Here is a 17,678-nt window from a genome sequence, read left to right as displayed (position 1 = left end):
GAATTATGGATGATAGCCTTGTGGCCAAAATTCCACAGCTGCTTCGTTTGTGCCCCAAAGGTATTTTTTGTGGGCATAAGCTTGGCGATAGATCAGCCATTACACCCCTGTGCGGTGTAATGGTGACAGGATGTTGTTGAGCAACCCTGCGATTTCCACCTTGCATCGAAAAAGCTGGCCTCACAATCCCGCTCGCCCAGATTCATGCAGAGGCTCCTTAGTGATTATTGGTATGAAAGTATTCGATAGCTCGGTTCGGGAAAACGCGTATGAACAGAAAATCCAGAACTGCCACCCACTCATCCATACCGACGGATGATTTGCTCGAAAAAATCCTTTGTGAGGGCGTCGCTGATATCCTGACATCTGTCGGTGAGGGTATTGTGATACTGGATCGGTCAGGCGTGGTGAATTATTGCAATCCCGCCGCTCTTGAGCTTCTTGATTACTCACAAGAGGAAGTGTTGGGCTTGGTGTTTCACGACGTCGTACATAATAAGGGCGGGGAGGATTCAGCGCACGACATAGCAGACTGTCCCATCCTCTCCACAACCCATCGTGCTGAGGAGTACCAATCCGAAAGTGAGGTGTTTCTGGCGAAGGGAAACAACGCGATACCCGTACGGATCACCGCCAGAGCAGTCGTTCATGGGGGGGTGATGGTCGGCAGCGTGATCTCTTTCCATGATATCTCTGTCCGTAAAGAGGTTGAACGCAAGTTGCGGGACAGTGAGGAGCGCTTCGAACTTGCTGTCCAGGCTGCCAATGAGGGCATCTGGGACTGGAACATCCGCACCGGTAAGGTTTACATATCTCCACGCTGGAAGATGATGCTTGGCTTTGAGGCTCACGAACTGGAAAACAGTCTCGAGACCTGGACATCCAGGGTTCATCCGGAGGATCTCTCCCAGGCGATGATGGATCTAGAGGACTACCTGGACGGTAAGCGGCCTGAGTATGAAGAAACTATCCGGGTTATGCACCACGACGGGAGCTACCGTTGGCATCGCAACCGCTGGATCGCCATTCGTGACGAAAGTGGCATGGCTGTGCGCATTGTTGGCACCTGTAGTGATGTCACCGAAGACGTGTGTCTGCGTGAGAAACTGGAACATGCCCTTGAGAGAGCCGAAGCCGCCAACCTGGCGAAAAGCGAATTTCTTGCCAATATGAGCCACGAAATCCGCACGCCCCTGACCGCCATCATCGGCTTTGCCGAGTCGACACTTGAGAGTGGGCAGAGCATGGAAGAGCGGATAGAGTCGATTGGCGCCATCATTGCCAACGGCCAGCATCTGCGGGTGCTGATCGACGATATCCTGGACCTCTCGAAGATTGAGGCTGACCGTCTTGAGATTGAAGAGATCGAGATCAATCTTATTGGCCAGCTGACAAAATTTTTCAGCAGCATTAAGGCCCAGGTGGAACAAAGAAATCTGGGCTTCGGTATCCACTACGTACCACCTTTGCCCTCCACGATTCTCACCGATCCCACCCGGCTGCGACAGATTCTCTACAATCTCTGTAACAATGCGATGAAGTTCACCGAGCATGGCGATCTACGTGTGATCATCAGTTGCGATGTCCCTTCTAGAAAACTGCTAGTGACCGTTTTCGACTCGGGCATCGGTATGACTCAGGAACAGGTCGAACGTATCTTCGAGCCTTTTGTACAGGCTGATTCCACGGTGACTCGGCGCTTCGGCGGAACGGGCCTGGGACTCAATATCTCGCGCCGCTTGGCGCATCGTCTTGGCGGTGACATTCAGGTGCTTAGCCTCCCTGGTACCGGCAGTGTGTTTGTACTGACGATCGATACTGGCCACATTGATGAAGACAAGTTGCTCTATGAATTCAGAGACCTTCCCCAGGAAGATGAGAGAACAGGTAGTAGTCGGCGGCCGCCTAGCGTCCAGGGCAAAATCTTGTTGGCTGAGGATAACCTTTACAATCAGCGTCTCATCTCACTTTATGTCCGTAAGACAGGGGCCGAACTCGCGATTGCCGAGAATGGCGAACAGGCAGTTGAGATGGCGTTAAGGGAGACCTTCGATCTAATTCTTATGGATCTTCAGATGCCTATCATGGGAGGGCTGGATGCTACTCGCATGTTGCGTCAGACGCTCTATCCTGGACCTATCGTTGCGCTAACCGCACATTCCATGATTGGCGACCGTAGTAATGCACTGGAAGCTGGCTGTACGGACTTCCTTAGCAAGCCCGTTGATTGGCCGGCATTGTATGAAGTGATAGGTAAATATCTTCCGGAAGATGACGGCAATCCATCATTTGCACTGCCTGGCAGCCTACCCGACATGGGCGACACAGAATTTACCGAGCTGGTGGAGAAGTTTATAACAGAGCTTCCCGGCAATATTGAACAGTTGATTGCACACAGTGGCAAGGGTGAATGGGACGAGGTCCGGGCGCTGGCCCACCAGCTGAAGGGTGTTGCTGGTGGGTTCGGTTTTCCGGGTATTACCCAGCTTGCCGGTGATATTGAATTCCAAACCACGAGACAGTCTACCCAGGAGGCTGTTTATCTGATTCAGAATCTGCAAGAACTGGTCATGGATCTTATTAACAAGCACTTGCACAATCGAGAGAATGATGAATCTTAAACGTTTGCATGATGCACTGTTGAGTTTTGGAAAACCCCTCTCACAGCCAATATATTGTAATAAAGGTCAATTGCTCGCTAATACGGGCATGGTGATAGACGACGAGGAGCTTTATCGTGAACTGCTCGACTTCGGCTATGTCGTAGCCGAAGTCGAGGAGAAAGATGACACTCAGGCCGAACAGAGTGTGACCTCCGCTATGGACTACGGGGTACTTATCGCCGATGACACGCCATTGATGCTCGACACGCTGGAGAATCATCTGAAGGCGATCGGTTTCATACGCATCCTACGGGCCAACGATGGTGAGATCGCAATGGCGAAGGTTGGACGCTATCGTCCGGAAGTGGTGTTTCTCGATATCGATATGCCGAGAAGAAATGGCTTGGAGGCTCTGGAAATCCTTAGAGAGGAGTTTCCGGATCTATTTATCTGTATGCTTAGCGCTCATAGCTCGTTGGACAATGTACGCACCGCCCTGAGTAAAGGTGCCTCCGGATTCCTTGTTAAACCCTATCAGCGGACGCGGTTGGAGCACATCCTTAATCAATTTTTGTCTACCCAAAATACGGCACTCGAGACAGACTGAACCCCATAATCCGCTAGTCTCCTAGGCGTGGGTCAGACCGGATCGGCCGTTGATGCTCGAAAAGCGTCCAGTGCGGCATCCTGAAACGTCGCTCAGGGATCTCCTTTTTCAAGCCTTTGATAGTCTCGATAGAAGTGCGGAGCGAAAGCAGGTGCCATCAGTGGTGGCGCCTGCGCAAGATTCTATCGCAGATCTGTACCCACATATGTTGAGACTGTATCTCGCAATGTTGGATTTGCAGGGGAGATGAAATGGGGCTGCAGTTAGCCGCAGCAGGATGCTGGGGAGAGGGTAGGTTGGATGTGAATTAGCATTCACTCATAGACTCAATTTGTGATATAAGGTGATTTTATCTATACCCATAAAAGCATTTTTGCGGGATTTGTATGGCTGATCGCAGACTTCAGGTTTTTCACACAGTTGCGCGTTTGCTGAGCTTCACCAAGGCAGCCGAAACACTCCACATGACCCAGCCGGCGGTCACCTTCCAGGTGCGTCAGCTCGAGGAACATTTCAACACCCGTCTGTTTGATCGTACCCACAACCGGATCAGCCTCACCGAGGCGGGTGAGCGGGTGTTTGAATATGCCGATCGTATCTTCGATCTCTATGCCGATATGGAAAACTCGGTGCGCGAGATGACAGGCGAGATTCGTGGCGCGCTGACCATCGGTGCTAGCACCACCATTGCAGAGTATATGTTGCCGGCGCTGCTCGGTAATTTTGGGCATCGCTACCCGGAAGTGACGATTCACCTGCGGGTATCCAACTCCGACGGGATCGTCTCGATGGTGGAGAACAACTCCATCGACCTGGGGGTGGTGGAGGCGCCGGTCGGTAACAAAAATCTGGTGGTCGAGGTCTGTCGTAAGGATCAGCTGGTGGCGATCGTGCCGCCGAGCCATGTGCTGGCCGAGCGCGACTCGGTTGGTTTCAAGGAGTTGATCGAGTATCCGTTCATCTGTCGAGAAGAGGGTTCGGGCACTCGCGAGGTGATCAACGAATATATGTGCCACCAGCTGGGTAACTGTAACAATGGCCTGACTATCGCCATGGAACTGGGCAGCCCGGAATCGGTGAAAGGTGCGGTCGAGGCCGGTATGGGGGTCTCGGTGGTGTCGCGTGCCTCGATTCAAAAGGAGCTGAAGCTGGATACGCTGCGTGCGATCCCGCTTGATCCGCCGCTGGAGCGCCCCTTCTCTTTTGTGCACCAGAAACAGAAGTTTCGTCTGCGGGTGATGGAAGAGTTGCTCGATTTTGCCCGCGCTTACTGTGAACAGCACCAGAGCGAACTTGCATGATGATGCCCTCTCCTGCAGCGGGCAGGCCGCAAAATGCACAACAGCGGCATCTGCTCAAGTTGTTCAACGAACTGGATGAGGCGGGCCGCCGCAGTCTGCTCGACTATGCTGAGTTTCTGCAGACGCGTACGAGTCAAGAGACGATGGCAGAGTCCGAGCCTGAGCCACTGCTCGAACCCAAGCTGATCCCCCGGCCTGAGAATGAGTCGGTGGTGAAAGCGATCAAGCGCCTCTCCGCCAGTTTTTCGATGTTGCCACGGGAGGCGCTGTTCAATGAGACATCCTCGCTGATGATGGCGCATGTCATGCAGGGGCGCTCCGCGCCGGATGTGATTGATGAACTGGAAGCGCTGTTTGAAGCGCACTATCAGAAGTATCGCCAAGGCGGCTAGTATTCGTCGTTTTGGCTGGGAGATCTGGTATGCAGGCCATTACCAACTGGTTCAAACGCTACTTTTCCGACCCGCAGGTTGTCTTTCTGACGCTGCTGCTGCTGTTGGTGTTTGGTGTGGTGCTCACCATGGGCGACATGCTGGCGCCAGTGCTGGCAAGTCTGGTGATCGCCTATCTGCTGGAAGGCGTGGTGAGTCAGTTCGAACGGCGCGCCTGGCCGCGGTTTCCAGCTGTGATCCTGGTGTTTATCTGCTTTCTGCTGTTTGTGGCGCTGATTCTGCTCGGCCTGATGCCATTGCTGTCGCGTCAGGTGACCGAGCTGATCCAGCAGTTTCCGGCGATGCTCTCTTCGGGACAGCAGGTTCTGCTGCAGTTGCCGGAGCGCTATCCTGAGATCCTCTCCGAGGCGCAGATCAAGCAGATCATCAGCGGCATCCATGCGGAGATCGGCGCCTTCGGGCAACAGGTGCTCTCCTGGTCGTTGGCCTCGGTGGTGAGTCTCATCACCCTGGCGGTCTATCTGATCCTGATGCCGCTGCTGGTGTTTTTCTTTCTCAAAGACAAGTCATTGATTCTGGGCTGGATCAACCAGTTTTTCCCGAAGCATCGTCGCTTTGCTGATACTGTCTGGTCGGATGTGGATCGGCAGATCGGTAACTATGTGCGCGGCAAATTCTGGGAGATCATCATCGTCTGGGCGGCGAGCTTCGTGGTGTTTTCCCTGATGGGGCTCAACTATGCGCTGCTGCTGGCGGTGATGGTGGGGTTGTCGGTGATCATCCCCTACATCGGGGCGGCAGTAGTCACCTTCCCGGTGCTCTTCGTGGCCTGGTTTCAGTGGGGTTGGTCGGCCGATTTTGCCTGGCTCACCACTGCCTACTTCATCATTCAGGCGCTCGACGGCAACGTGCTGGTGCCGCTGCTCTTCTCTGAGGTGGTCAACCTCCATCCGGTGGCGATTATCGTGGCGATCCTGGTGTTCGGCGGCTTTTGGGGCTTCTGGGGGGTGTTTTTCGCGATACCGCTGGCGACCCTGGTGCAGGCGGTGCTGGTGGCCTGGCCGCGTCAGCCGGCGGGTTAGGGTTGGCCGCAGGACAGCGCCACTGCTCTGCGGCCTTAGATGCGATCAACTATTTGTTGGTATTCATGCCGATCAGCGGATAGATCGGGCACCAGTTGATCAGCGCGGTGAACAGAGGCACGATGCCGATGGCGCCCCACCAGTTGATCGGGTCACTCAGGACAAAGCCCCATACCAGCAGTGCGATGCCCACGATAAGGCGCAGAATGCGGTCGATACCGCCAACGTTTTTGGTCATGGTTTGATCTCCGGGTTTGCGTTGCGTCGGACAGTGAGGGGATGCATCGATCGAAACGAATCCACTGCACCTCCAATGTGCTGCCCATCATAAACACAGAGGTGGGCAAACTATGTGACTTAGTCACATTGATAAGGTCACTGTTCTTGTGCCTTTTCTTCCAGGGCTTTCAAATCGCTGAGATCGATGTGACCACGGCTGGCGTGGATCATGCCGCGACTCTCGAACTCTTTGAGGATGCGGCTGACCACTTCGCGGGAGGTGCCGAGATCAGAGGCGATCTCCTGGTGTGTCAGGTGGATCTGTCGGCTGTTGCCGGAGGTGGCGCGCTTTAGCAGCAGCGAGGCGATGCGTCGGTCGACCCGCTGGAAGGCGATGGCTTCGATGATGCTGATGACATCCCCAAGCCGCTCAGAGACCAGGCCAAATAGGTAGGCGCGCCAAGGTGGATAACGCTCCATCCACTGCTGGATCTCGGCGGCGGGGATGACCACGGCCTCCAGCGCCTCCTCGCAGACGGCAAACGCTGGGAAGGGACGCTGGCTGATGATACAGGAGGCGGTGAGAATACAGCTCTCCCCCGGGCCGACCCGGTAGAGGGTGATCTCGCGGCCATTCTCACCGAGCTTGAAGACCCGGGCGGTGCCGCTCAGCACCAGTGCCAAATGCGAGCACTGCATACCCTCCTGACAGATCGGTTGTTGTGGGTCCAGCCGCACCAGATTGCTGTGGGCCAGGAAGTGGCGCATCAGCTCATCCTCAGGCTCAGGCAGAAACGGGAAGCGCTGACGGATCTGCGCAATGGTTTGTGGGTCTGAGATCATCCCGTCTGGCTCCCCTGCTTAGGCAGAGAAGAAATCGGACTGCACCAGATCAGCATGTTGCTCCCAGGTTTTCGGGATGCGTGAGGGGTTGTCGATGCGGGGTAGGATAATCTTGATCTGACGTTTCTGAAGCTGACCGGTGATCGCGTCAATCTTGTCCTGCTTCGCTTTGACCAGTCGTTTCGAGAGGCGCACGCAGTTGGGTTTGAGAAAGCCCAGTACCTTGAAGGCGGTATCGTTGCCGATAAAGCGTGACAGGATCACATTGATGCCCATCTCCTGCAGGCTGCGGATGTAGCTTTTTGCCTGTTTCAGATTGGCGGCCAGATCGGCCAGGTCGAACTCGATAAAGATGCCAGTACCCACCAGCTGTCTGAGGCGCAGCTGCTCACGAATCCAGCTGAGGTTCGACGTATCCTGGACCGACTCCATCGACTGATGGATGATCAGCGCTGTCGGTCGCCCTTGCTGGCGGCGCTGGTCGAGTACCGACAGGGCGTGTTCCAGCAACCAGCGGTCGATTTTTTTGAACAGACCGGTGCGCTGGGCAACCAGATTGATGCGGGCGGTGGGGATCGATTCGCCGTGGCTGCCCATCAGTCGGGGGATCAGCTCATGGAACTCCAGGTTGCCCCCCTGGGTATCGCTGTAGGGGAGGAAGAGCAGCTGGATCGAGTTCTCCTCCAGCGAGTGGCTGATGTGTGAAAACAGCGCCTCATCGGAAGAGTCTTCATCCAGCGGCTCCTCTTTAACCGAAAACTGCACTACTTGGTTGATGCCGGTGGCGCGGGCAGAGGAGGCCGCGTTGGCGCTGCGCGAGAGCATCTCGCTGGCGGTGAAGAGCGAATCATCTAACTGGCAGAGGCCGACATTGGGGATGATTCGGTGCTCGCGGCCGCCAATGACAAAGCGGTGTGATGCGATCTGTTTTCGGATCTGCTCGGCGAGCGCATTCAGGTTGTTGATGTGGGGGCGCTGGGCCAGTACCACGATGGTCCGTTCGTCATAGCGGGCGGCGATATCCTGGGGTTCGATGCTGCCAGAAACCATGCTGCCGATCTGCCGCAGTAGGTCATCCGCATCCTGGCCGTTGGCGCTGCCGCCGCCTCTTCTGCGGATATCGAGCTCCAGGTAGATCACGCCGAGTCCGGCTGATGAGGGGTCGGACTTGAGCAGCAGGCTGTCGAGATGCTCATAGAAGTGCCGGCGGGTCGACAACCCGGTCAGCGGGTCGCGCGAATTGACCGGTTTCTGGGTCTGCTGCAGCATCCGTGAGCGCTGGATGCGATTGATGACGGTGGTGATCAGAAAGCGCGGCCGGATCGGTTTGGCGATGAAGTCGTCGCCGCCGACGCTGAGGGCGTCCAATTGCTTTTCGGTATTCTGCTCACCCGAGAGAAACACGATCGGGGTACCGATAAACTGCGGCTGTTCGCGGATGATGCTGGTCAGCTCGATGCCGTCGGCATCGGGCATGTAGAGGTCCATCAGGATCAGGTCGGGGCGGTATTGGTCGAGGGCCTCGAGGATCTTGAGTGGTTCGGTGACGATCAACGAGTCGATGCCCGATTTGCGTAACACTGCACTGGCGAAATCGGCCTGTGCTGGATCGTCTTCGACGATCAGCACCCGGTAGCTGGGGCCCTCGTCTGGTTCGGTCATGGTGTGGATTCTGTCCGCCAGCTCGGAGATGTCGTAGGGCGGTACAAAATAGCCCTCGGCACCGGCGCGCATCGCCTGCAGGCGCAGCTCCAGCTCCTTGGCGCGGGACAGAAACAGCAGCTTGGGCACCGGCTTCTGCTGCTTCTTCAGCTGCTCGAAGGCATCGGTGATGCTCTTCAGTGCCGGCAGATGCACGGTATCGATGAGCAGCAGCTGCGGCACCCGTTTTTCCATCTCGGCAAGCAGGTCATCGGCCCGGCTGTAGGTCAGCACGATGCACTTTTTTGCCTCCAGCGCGGCCACCAGTCCGGGGGCGATCTCCTCGGTGTGACGCAGATAGTAGATGGCCTCATCGGTGGGCTGACTTGGAATGGCGAGGTTGAAGTGGCGTGCGCAGACGGTGCTGAGCGCCTGCTGCAGGCGGGCCATCTGTTGATCCAGCTCCGCCAGCTCTGTTTCGTTGGGACGTAGGCCGGAGTCGACAAACTGACCCAGTTCGGTCTCCAGGGAGAAGACCTCCTGGCTGATTTCGAGCAGACCGAAGCGACCTGAGGCACCGGTCAGGTCCTGGATCTGGTGGTAGAGGCGAGCGCAGAGAATCGGATCCCAGTGCGCGTCGAGCGCTTGCCAGGATTTATCAATCGCCGCAAGCCGTTCCGGAAGATGGCCCAGAAATATCTGCTTGAGCTCTTCGGTTTTGCTTGTCTGGGGCTGTCTGCTGTCCTGCATATCTTATAAGGTGACGGGCGTTGGTTTTAGCCTGCTGCTAGAGACGTGATAAAACAATGCAGTTTCACTCAAATCGGTGAGACAAGTCCAGCCAGCTTCTAACTCTGATGAAAAGAAGAATTAATCGACTTTTTGGGAAAAATGGAGCCATTCCAGGTAGCTAGGGTAGTAATTTAAAGAATATGCTACTTTTAGTCGGGAGCCCTATTTGTGGATGTGTTAACAGTTGCCGGCTTGTGCGAGTGACGGAAAGTTGTGCGGAAGTCCAATGGAATCTGAGAACCGGGAAGAGATAAACGTAAAGTCGGAGCAGGTGCGGTTGCTCTATGCCAGGGGCATGGTGCTGTTGCCGATCAACCTACTGGTGTTTGCCGCGCTCGCCTGGCTCAAGACTCCCTGGGAGACGGACTGGGGTATGGTCTGGAGCGTCGGCCTGGCGCTGCTTCTGCTGGGGATGTTTGGGCTGGTAGCGATGGGGCGTAGGATCCTTCCTGCACAGCTGGAGCGTTGGCGTTATCCGTTTATTGGTGGGCTGCTGCTGATCGGGCTGCTGTGGTCGGCAGCGTTGCTCCAACTGATGATAGAGCCGTTTACCTCGGCAGAGTTGTGGAGTTTTTCGCTGATCGGTGTGGTGGTGCTGTTTTCCGCCATGCTGGTGAGTATGGATGGGCTTGCCAGCGCCACCTTTCTGTTGGCAGTACTGCTACCGCTGTTTGCTGGCATGCTGCTGACTCCGCTGGCGCTGCCGGAAGGCGGCTGGATTGGTCTGATCGTCTACGTCTGTTCCCTGGTTGTGCTGGTGATCTGGTCTGTGCTGAACCAACAGCGCCTGCTGTTATTTGCGGCCAACCGCTCGCTGCTGCGCGAGCGTATGCTCCAGGCCGAGGGGCAGCTCTCTGAACTTACCAATCGCTTGAGCATGGAGAACGATCAGCGTCGAGACGTAGAGCGGGAACTGTCGCTGGCGAAGGAGGCGGCAGAGACGGCGAATATGGCGAAAACAGAGTTCCTCGCCACCATGAGCCATGAGATCCGCACGCCGTTGAATGGCATCCTGCCGATCCTGGAGATGTTGCGCGAGACTAAACTCAGCGCCGAGCAACGTCAGTTTGTGATGACCGCGCTCAACTCCACCCAACTGCTGCTGAGTATCATCAACGACATCCTCGATTTCTCAAAGGTGGAGGCCGGCAAGCTGGAGCTGGAATTCATCGAGCTGAATGTGCGTGAGTTGGTGGAACAGGTTACCTCGCTGATGACTAATGCCGCCGATCGGCGTGGCTTGAAACTCAAGCACAAGGTGGCGCCCGAGGTGCCGCGTTCCGCCCGTGGTGATCCGATCCGGCTACGCCAGATCCTTACTAACCTGGTGAGTAACGCGGTCAAGTTCACCGAGAAGGGGGGGATCTCAGTAGAGATCTCGTTGCGCCACGCCAGCCGCACCGAGGTAGAGCTGCTGTTTGCGGTACGCGACACCGGTATTGGTATGTCGGAGAAGCACGTCAACCGGCTGTTTCGCCCCTTCTCTCAGGCCGATGCCTCAACCACCCGAAAACATGGTGGCACCGGTCTGGGGCTGGCGATCTGCAAGCGTCTGACCGAACTGATGGGTGGGCGCATCGGCGTCAAGTCGGTTCGCGGTAAGGGCTCGCTATTCTGGTTCGTGGTACCGCTGCGAAAATCCCTTGAGGAGGTGCCTTCGGCGCGGCGGGATCTGCAAGGGGTGCGTGCGCTGATTCTGGGTGGCGATGCAGAGGAGACCGATCAGATTGCCCACCACATGCTCGACTGGGGCATGGTGGTGGAGCAGTCGGGCGATCACTACGATGCGCTCAACAAGCTGAAGGCCTCCGCCACCCTGGGTGAGAGCTGGATGTACGAGCTGGTGGTTATCGATGTGCGCGGGCTGGTGCCAAACGTGATTCAGCTGATTGAGGATATCCGCGCCCTGCCACATATGTCGGGTGTCGAGTTCCTGATTCTCAGTGGCGATGGTGCCGAGGTGAAAAAGCTGAAGAAGATGGGCGTCGATGTGCTGCTGGCGCCGTTCCGGCGGATCGAGATCGAGCGCCGCGTGAAGCGTATCTTCGATGTGCAAGAGGGTTACGGCGGTTCCCACTCGCTGCCGGATGACCTGATCCCGCGCATGCCGGATGAGACCTTTACCTGGGATGATAATCAGGCAGCCAAGAATATTCTCTCGAGGAACAAGGATGGAGAGAAGCAGACCGTCCAGCATACGCCGCTGGTCGGTCATGTGCTGGTGGTGGAGGACAACCCGGTCAACATGGCGGTGGTGAAGAAGATGCTGCAGAGAGCTGGCCTGACGCCGGTCACGGCGATGGACGGTGCAGAGGCACTGAAAATGGTCGGCGAAGAGAATTTTGACGTGGTATTGATGGATTGTCAGATGCCGCGCATGGATGGCTACGAATCCACCGAGGCGATCCGTAATCGCGAGGAGATGAACGGCCTGTCGCGCCTGCCGATCATTGCGATGACTGCCAACGCCATGGCCGGTGACCGGGAACGCTGTTTGGCGGCGGGCATGGACGACTATCTGGCGAAGCCGGTGAAACCGTCAGCACTGGAGAACATGCTGCGTCAGTGGTTGCCGATGCGAGAGGTGCTGGAGGAGGATGACGATTTCGATGGCCTCTCCTCTGGGGATTCGGAGCTGGAGTTCGATTCCCGGGAGCTGGGTCGAGAGGTACGGAACATGGTCTCGGAGGGGCAGAGTGTGATCGACCTGGGGGTGGTCGAAGAGCTGGTGGAGATCATGGATGCCGACTTCATAGCGGTGCTTAACAGCTATCTAGAGAATGCCCCAATCCTGATGCAGGGGATCGCCGATGCGGTGGCGGCAGAGGATCTGGAGGCCCTGGTGGGCCCCGCCCACTCACTCAAGTCGAGTAGTGCGAATGTGGGGGCGATAGAGCTCTCGACGCTGGCGAAGGAGCTCGAGTTTATGGGGCGCCAGGGGGAAGGTAGCGATCTGGACGAAAAGCACCGGCGCATCGAGGAGGTCTATTCTCTCTCGGAGAAAGAGTTACAGGCGATCGTCGAGCGCGGCTCGGTGATCTGAACCCTGTGCCTCTCAGAGGCTCTCCGAGGCAAAGTCGGCGAGGCGTGAGCGCTCTCCCCTGAGCAGGGTGATGTGGCCGCTGTGGGGCCAGTCTTTGAAACGGTCCACCACGTAGGTCAGACCGGAGGAGGTCTCGGTCAGGTAGGGGGTGTCGATCTGCGCCACGTTGCCGAGGCAGACGATCTTGGTGCCGGGGCCGGCGCGGGTGATCAGGGTCTTTATCTGCTTCGGTGTCAGATTCTGCGCCTCGTCGAGGATGATGTATTTGTTGAGAAAGGTGCGTCCGCGCATGAAGTTGAGCGAGTGGATGCGGATCCGTGAGCGCAGCAGATCCTCGGTGGCGGCGCGTCCCCAGTCGCCGCCCTCGGTCTGGGTTAGCACCTCCAGGTTATCCATCAGGGCTCCCATCCAAGGGGTCATCTTTTCCTCCTCGGTGCCCGGCAGAAAGCCGATATCCTCGCCCACCGGTACTGTGACCCGGGTCATGATGATCTCGCGGTAGAGATTCTGGTCGAGGGTCTGCGCCAGTCCGGCGGCCAGGGTCAGCAGGGTCTTGCCGGTGCCGGCAGTGCCCAGCAGGGAGACAAAGTCGATCTCTGGGTCGAGCAGCATGTTGAGGGCAAAGTTCTGCTCCCGGTTGCGCGCATTGATGCCCCACACCGAGTGTTTCTGGGCACGGTAGTCGTTGACCAGCTCGATGATCGCTTCCTCCCCCTCCTTGCGTCGCACAATCGCCTCGAAGCCGTGGTCGCAGTCGAGGAACAGACACTGGCTCGGGTACCAGGCCGCCACATCGGGGCCGGAGACGCGGTAGAAGGTGCGTCCCTCCTCTTGCCAAGCCTCCACCTCTTTTGTGTGGTGGTCCCAGAAGTCGTCGGGCAACTGTGCCTCGCCGCTGTAGAGCAGGCTGACATCATCCAGCACTTGGTCGTTAGAGTAATCCTCCGCCGGGACCCCCAGGGCAGCAGCCTTGATGCGCATGTTGATGTCTTTGGAGACCAGGATCACGGTGCAGTCGGGATGCTCCTCCTGCAGCGCCAGGGTGGTGATCAGGATGGTGTTATCGGCGCTGGTATCGGGCAGCGCCAGCGGGTGGTCGCTAAGCAGTTGGCGGGTCTGGAAGAAGAGTTTGCCAGTGACGCCAACGGTGGCATTGCCACTCAGCTCCAGGTTGTTCAGCGGTAGCCCACTGGTGATCTGCGCGTGGCTGGCATCGGTTAGCAGCTCGTCGAGAAAGCGGCTGGTCTGGCGCACATTGCGCGCCACTTCCGACATGCCGCGTTTGTTGCGGTCGAGCTCCTCCAGTACCGTCATCGGCAGAAAGATGTCGTGCTCCTGAAAGCGAAAGAGAGCGCTTGGATCGTGCATCAGCACGTTGGTGTCAAGCACAAAGATGCAGGGTTTTTGGCGGCTGGTTTTTATCATTGGGATGGCCTGCTAGGTTGTTGGCTCTCTCGGCTTAAGTTGCGGCGCGCATCGCCTTTATCGCTTCGAGCACCTCTTCCGCGTGCCCCTTGATCTTAACTTTGCGCCACTCTTGTCGTAGCACCCCCTGCTCGTCGATCAGGAAGGTGCTGCGCTCGATGCCTCTGACTTGTTTGCCGTACATATTCTTCAGCTTGATTACGTCGAACAGGTTGCAGAGTGCCTCCTCCTTGTCGGAGATCAGCTCGAATGGGAACTGCTGCTTCGCCTTGAAGTTTTCCTGCGCCTTGAGGCCGTCCCGGGAGGCGCCGAGGATTACCGTGGATTGGCGACGGAACTTGTTGATCAGGGCGCTGAAGTCGCGCCCCTCGGTGGTGCAGCCGGGGGTGCTCGCCTTGGGATAGAAGTAGAGTAGTAGCGGCTTGCCTCGATAGGCGGAGAGCCGGCTCTGCTGGTTGCCGGTGAGTAGCAGCTCAATGTCGGGGATAGGCTGGCCGATTTCCACGCTCATGATGATTGCTCTTAGGCTCCTTTGATCGGCTCTAGTACGCCGTCCAGGTTGAGACTGTCGCAGTAGTCCATGAAATCGTCACGCAGCGTGGCGATGTGCAGGTTGGCGGGGATGCCGACGCTCATGGTGACAGAGAACATCGGCGTGCCGGTGTGAGCGGCGGCGTAGCTGCTGGTGACCATGTCTTCGATATTGATCTGGCGTTCCGAGAAAAACTCCGCCAGCTGGTGCACGATGCCGGGGTGGTCCATGGCAACCACCTCCACCGCATAGGGCAGCTGATTGCTGGATGGGGCGCGTTCCTCGGTGCGCTTGGCGATGATGGTCAGGCCGAGGCGCTTTTCGATCTCTGGCAGAGCGCTCTCCAGCTTGGCCAGGGTGTTCCACTGGCCCTCCACCATCAACAGGATTGCGAACTCGCCGCCGAGCACTGTCATACGACTGTCGACGATGTTGCACTCACCCTCCAGAATGGTTTTAGACAACTCGTTGACGATGCCCGGCCGGTCCCGGCCGAGGGCGGAAATCACCAGAAAGCTACTGGGTGCAGGCATGGATTAACCCTTAACAGTGTATTGATGTAATGGAGCCTGCCGGCAATTGCTCCGACAGGGCTGCCGGCAGTCTATCACCCTACATCAGTCGTCGGGTATCTCCACCGAGCGCAGCTGTTCCGCGGCTAGCTCCGGGCTAACGGTGCTGACAAACAGTCCGGAGCCCAGCTCGAAGCCGGTCGGGATGCTGGTGCGCGGGCAGATTTCCAGGTGCCAGTGGTAGCTGTCGCTGCAACCGTCGAACTCCTCACCATGGGGTTGGGAGTGGAGGAAGAAGTTGTACTGCACGCCGCCCACCACCTTGTCGAGGCGTGCCATGGTGCGTTTCAGCACGCGCGCGAAGTCACTCAGATCCTCGCGGTTTGCCTTGAGGAAGTCGGATTGGTGTTTCAGCGGCAGGATGTGGATCTCCCACTCGAAGCGGCTGGCGAAAGGCTTGATCGCGACGAAGTGCTCACCGCGCTCGATCACATACTGGCCGACGTTGACCTTGCGCCGGATCTGGCCTGAGTCGCGGTCGTAGATGGTGGCCTCGTAGGTCAGTGCCTCGTCGATCAGCGAGCAGAAGACGCACTGGCCGTACTTCTTGAAATATTCGCGGCTGTGGTACACCTCATTCTGCACGTTCTCCGGGACCACCGGGGTGGCGATGATCTGGCTGTGGGTGTGCGGGATGCTGGCCCCCGCCGCTGGACCGAAGTTTTTGAACACCAGCACATACTTGAGCCGGCTATCAGAATTGTATAGCTCGGCCATGCGCTCTTGGTAGGTGTAGAAGAGGTTGGTGAGGTGTTCACGAGTCATCTCGTGCAATGCGATGCCGTGGTTGGGATTGTCGATCACCACCTCATGGCGGCCATAGCCGTCGATCACCTGCTGTAGGCCAAACGCGATATTGCTCTGCGGCTTGTCGTCGCCCAGTACCGGATAGAGGTTGGGCACGATGCGCATCTGCCACTCCTTCTCATCCGGGTAGGCTTTGATCGCTGGTGGGGTCTTCTCCTCGTTGCCGCGGCAGAAGGGGCAGGTCTCGACGTGCGCGCGGTTCTCGCGCTGCACCATCTCCTCCGCTTTTTTGGGCCGCATGCCGCGGGCGGTTGCTACCAGCACCGACTCGGTCGGTACGATGGGGTTGATTCTGATCTCTCTGATAAACTGATTCTCTTCGGACATTCTCGGGTCTCCACTGCATACCCAGGCTGAGCTGAATTTTAATGAATCCGGCCCCGATCCAGTGGGGCTTGAAGCGCTTGCTTGAACTATCTAACGGAAATCCGTGACAGGAACAAGTGTTATTCGGATGACTTGTCAGGCTCGCAAACAGCGCGCTACCATAGCGCGGTTTAATCCGCTGAAAAAGGTTGGGGAAGATGTTCCGTGGCAGCATGGTGGCGTTGATCACGCCCATGAACGAAGACGGCTCAGTGAACGAAGAGTCGCTGCAGCATCTGATCGAATTCCATATTGAGCAGGGCACCGATGCGATCGTCGCGGTGGGCACCACCGGCGAGTCGGCTACTCTCGACGAATCGGAGCACTGCGCGCTGATCCGTCAGGTGGTCGAGCAGGTCGCTGGTCGAATCCCGGTTATCGCCGGTACCGGCGCCAACTCCACTCGCGAGGCGATCAGTCTGACCCGCTGCGCGAAACAGGCGGGTGCCGATGCCTGCCTGCTGGTCACCCCCTACTACAATAAGCCGACCCAGGAGGGTCTCTACCTGCACCACAAGGCCGTGGCAGAGGCGGTGGAGATCCCGCAGATCCTCTATAATGTGCCCGGTCGCACCGCCTGCGACATGCTGCCCGAGACCATCGCACGCTTGGCTGAGCTGCCCAACATCGTCGGGGTAAAAGAGGCGACCGGGGATCTCGGTCGGTTGAGCCGTATCCGCGAGCTGTGTGGGGAAGGTTTCGATGTTTACAGTGGCGACGATGCTACCGGCTGCGAGTTTATGCTGCAGGGTGGCAACGGGGTTATCTCGGTCACCACCAATGTGGCACCGCGGCAGATGAGCCAGATGTGTAAGGCGGCGTTGGCCGGAGATCGCGACGCCGCTGAGCAGCTCGACCGCCAGTTGGCGGGGCTGCACCAGGCGCTGTTTGTCGAGTCCAACCCGATCCCGGTCAAATGGGCCATGCACCACCTGGGCCTTGCGCCCGAAGGTATACGGCTGCCTCTCACCTGGTTGTCGGAGGGACAGCAGCCCGCTCTGCTCGCCGCGATGCAACAGGCGGGCGTCTGCTGAGTCCGGCAGAAGAACCTGTCGCCGCCCTTGAAGCGGCGCAGCACTTAATAATTAACCTGATCAAACGCTATGTCTCTCATCTTCTCCCGGCTCTCTGTTCTCCTGCTTCCTCTCGTGCTGCTGTCCGGCTGTAGTTCTGTCGGTGAGGTAGTCACGGACAAGAAGACCGAATACCGCAACCAGCGCCAGATGACCGAGGATCTGGAGATCCCGCCAGATCTGAGTCGCTCGGGGATCAACGACGCCATGACCATCCCCGGTGTCAGCACCTCCTATTCGGAGTTTGCCGAACGTCGGGAGGGAAGCTCGCTCAACAGTGTGAAACTGGCCGGTAATCAGGTGTTGCCTGGCGTGGAAGGGATCAAGGTGATGCGCGATGGCGACCAGCACTGGCTGCTGATCGACTCCCCAGCGGATGA

General features: G+C 57.6%; 14 protein-coding genes and 1 pseudogene. 8 read left to right on the top strand and 7 right to left on the bottom strand.

The window, feature by feature from the left end; all coding sequences use genetic code 11:
* Nucleotides 1-269 precede the first annotated feature (269 nt).
* The 5 genes from RIFP1SYM_RS05665 to RIFP1SYM_RS05645 all read left to right on the top strand — a co-directional run bounded on the left by RIFP1SYM_RS05665 (nucleotide 270) and on the right by RIFP1SYM_RS05645 (nucleotide 5,985).
* Nucleotides 270-2,621 carry a PAS domain-containing sensor histidine kinase gene (locus tag RIFP1SYM_RS05665; RefSeq protein ID WP_005960768.1) on the top strand — a complete coding sequence of 784 codons (2,352 nt, stop codon included), beginning with the start codon at nucleotides 270-272 and terminating at the stop codon, nucleotides 2,619-2,621.
* Nucleotides 2,622-2,709: 88 nt separating this feature from the next.
* Nucleotides 2,710-3,210: a response regulator transcription factor gene (locus RIFP1SYM_RS05660; protein WP_006475329.1), complete on the top strand. Its 501-nt coding sequence runs from the start codon at nucleotides 2,710-2,712 to the stop codon at nucleotides 3,208-3,210.
* Nucleotides 3,211-3,596: 386 nt separating this feature from the next.
* Complete coding sequence (locus tag RIFP1SYM_RS05655) at nucleotides 3,597-4,511, top strand: selenium metabolism-associated LysR family transcriptional regulator (protein ID WP_005960766.1); 915 nt, start codon at nucleotides 3,597-3,599, stop codon at nucleotides 4,509-4,511.
* The gene (locus RIFP1SYM_RS05650; RefSeq protein ID WP_005960765.1) at nucleotides 4,508-4,903 is read left to right on the top strand and encodes a hypothetical protein; all 396 of its coding nucleotides are present in this window, start codon (nucleotides 4,508-4,510) and stop codon (nucleotides 4,901-4,903) included. Before RIFP1SYM_RS05655 ends, RIFP1SYM_RS05650 begins: the two co-directional genes overlap by 4 nt.
* 29 nt (nucleotides 4,904-4,932) lie before the next feature.
* Nucleotides 4,933-5,985, top strand: a complete 1,053-nt coding sequence (locus tag RIFP1SYM_RS05645) for an AI-2E family transporter (protein ID WP_006475327.1) — start codon at nucleotides 4,933-4,935, stop codon at nucleotides 5,983-5,985.
* 49 nt (nucleotides 5,986-6,034) lie between these two features.
* Here the strand turns inward: RIFP1SYM_RS05645 and RIFP1SYM_RS05640 are convergent, their stop codons facing one another.
* The 3 genes from RIFP1SYM_RS05640 to RIFP1SYM_RS05630 form a co-directional block, all read right to left on the bottom strand.
* Complete coding sequence (locus RIFP1SYM_RS05640) at nucleotides 6,035-6,223, bottom strand: YgaP family membrane protein (RefSeq protein WP_005960763.1); 189 nt, start codon at nucleotides 6,221-6,223, stop codon at nucleotides 6,035-6,037.
* 137 nt (nucleotides 6,224-6,360) lie between these two features.
* A complete protein-coding gene (locus tag RIFP1SYM_RS05635) occupies nucleotides 6,361-7,047 on the bottom strand; it encodes a Crp/Fnr family transcriptional regulator (RefSeq protein WP_005960762.1) in 687 nt (228 codons plus the stop codon).
* 18 nt (nucleotides 7,048-7,065) lie between these two features.
* Complete coding sequence (locus RIFP1SYM_RS05630) at nucleotides 7,066-9,438, bottom strand: response regulator (protein ID WP_006475326.1); 2,373 nt, start codon at nucleotides 9,436-9,438, stop codon at nucleotides 7,066-7,068.
* Nucleotides 9,439-9,706: 268 nt separating this feature from the next.
* On the opposite strand from RIFP1SYM_RS05630, the gene RIFP1SYM_RS05625 reads away from it, so the two are divergent.
* On the top strand, nucleotides 9,707-12,523 hold the full coding sequence (locus RIFP1SYM_RS05625) for a hybrid sensor histidine kinase/response regulator (protein WP_006475325.1): 2,817 nt from the start codon (nucleotides 9,707-9,709) through the stop codon (nucleotides 12,521-12,523).
* Nucleotides 12,524-12,535: 12 nt separating this feature from the next.
* Here RIFP1SYM_RS05625 and RIFP1SYM_RS05620 read toward each other — a convergent pair whose 3' ends face one another.
* From RIFP1SYM_RS05620 to RIFP1SYM_RS05605, 4 genes are all read right to left on the bottom strand, one after another.
* A complete protein-coding gene (locus RIFP1SYM_RS05620) occupies nucleotides 12,536-13,948 on the bottom strand; it encodes a PhoH family protein (RefSeq protein ID WP_005960758.1) in 1,413 nt (470 codons plus the stop codon).
* 34 nt (nucleotides 13,949-13,982) lie between these two features.
* Complete coding sequence (locus RIFP1SYM_RS05615) at nucleotides 13,983-14,459, bottom strand: peroxiredoxin (protein ID WP_005960757.1); 477 nt, start codon at nucleotides 14,457-14,459, stop codon at nucleotides 13,983-13,985.
* 11 nt (nucleotides 14,460-14,470) lie between these two features.
* Nucleotides 14,471-15,013 carry a glycine cleavage system transcriptional repressor gene (locus RIFP1SYM_RS05610; protein WP_005960756.1) on the bottom strand — a complete coding sequence of 181 codons (543 nt, stop codon included), beginning with the start codon at nucleotides 15,011-15,013 and terminating at the stop codon, nucleotides 14,471-14,473.
* Nucleotides 15,014-15,097: 84 nt separating this feature from the next.
* Entirely contained in the window at nucleotides 15,098-16,186 is a 1,089-nt protein-coding gene (locus RIFP1SYM_RS05605; RefSeq protein WP_005960755.1) for a galactose-1-phosphate uridylyltransferase, read from the bottom strand.
* Between the two features lie 197 nt (nucleotides 16,187-16,383).
* Between RIFP1SYM_RS05605 and dapA the strand changes: the two genes are divergently transcribed.
* Nucleotides 16,384-17,259, top strand: a complete 876-nt coding sequence (gene dapA / locus RIFP1SYM_RS05600; RefSeq protein ID WP_006475323.1) for a 4-hydroxy-tetrahydrodipicolinate synthase — start codon at nucleotides 16,384-16,386, stop codon at nucleotides 17,257-17,259.
* Nucleotides 17,260-17,328: 69 nt separating this feature from the next.
* Nucleotides 17,329-17,678 (top strand): annotated as a pseudogene (locus RIFP1SYM_RS05595) (hypothetical protein); the annotation flags it as partial.

The organism is endosymbiont of Riftia pachyptila (vent Ph05), from assembly GCF_000224455.1.
Lineage (GTDB): Bacteria > Pseudomonadota > Gammaproteobacteria > Chromatiales > Chromatiaceae > Endoriftia > Endoriftia persephonae.
This window is presented reverse-complemented; position numbering and strand designations above follow the sequence as displayed.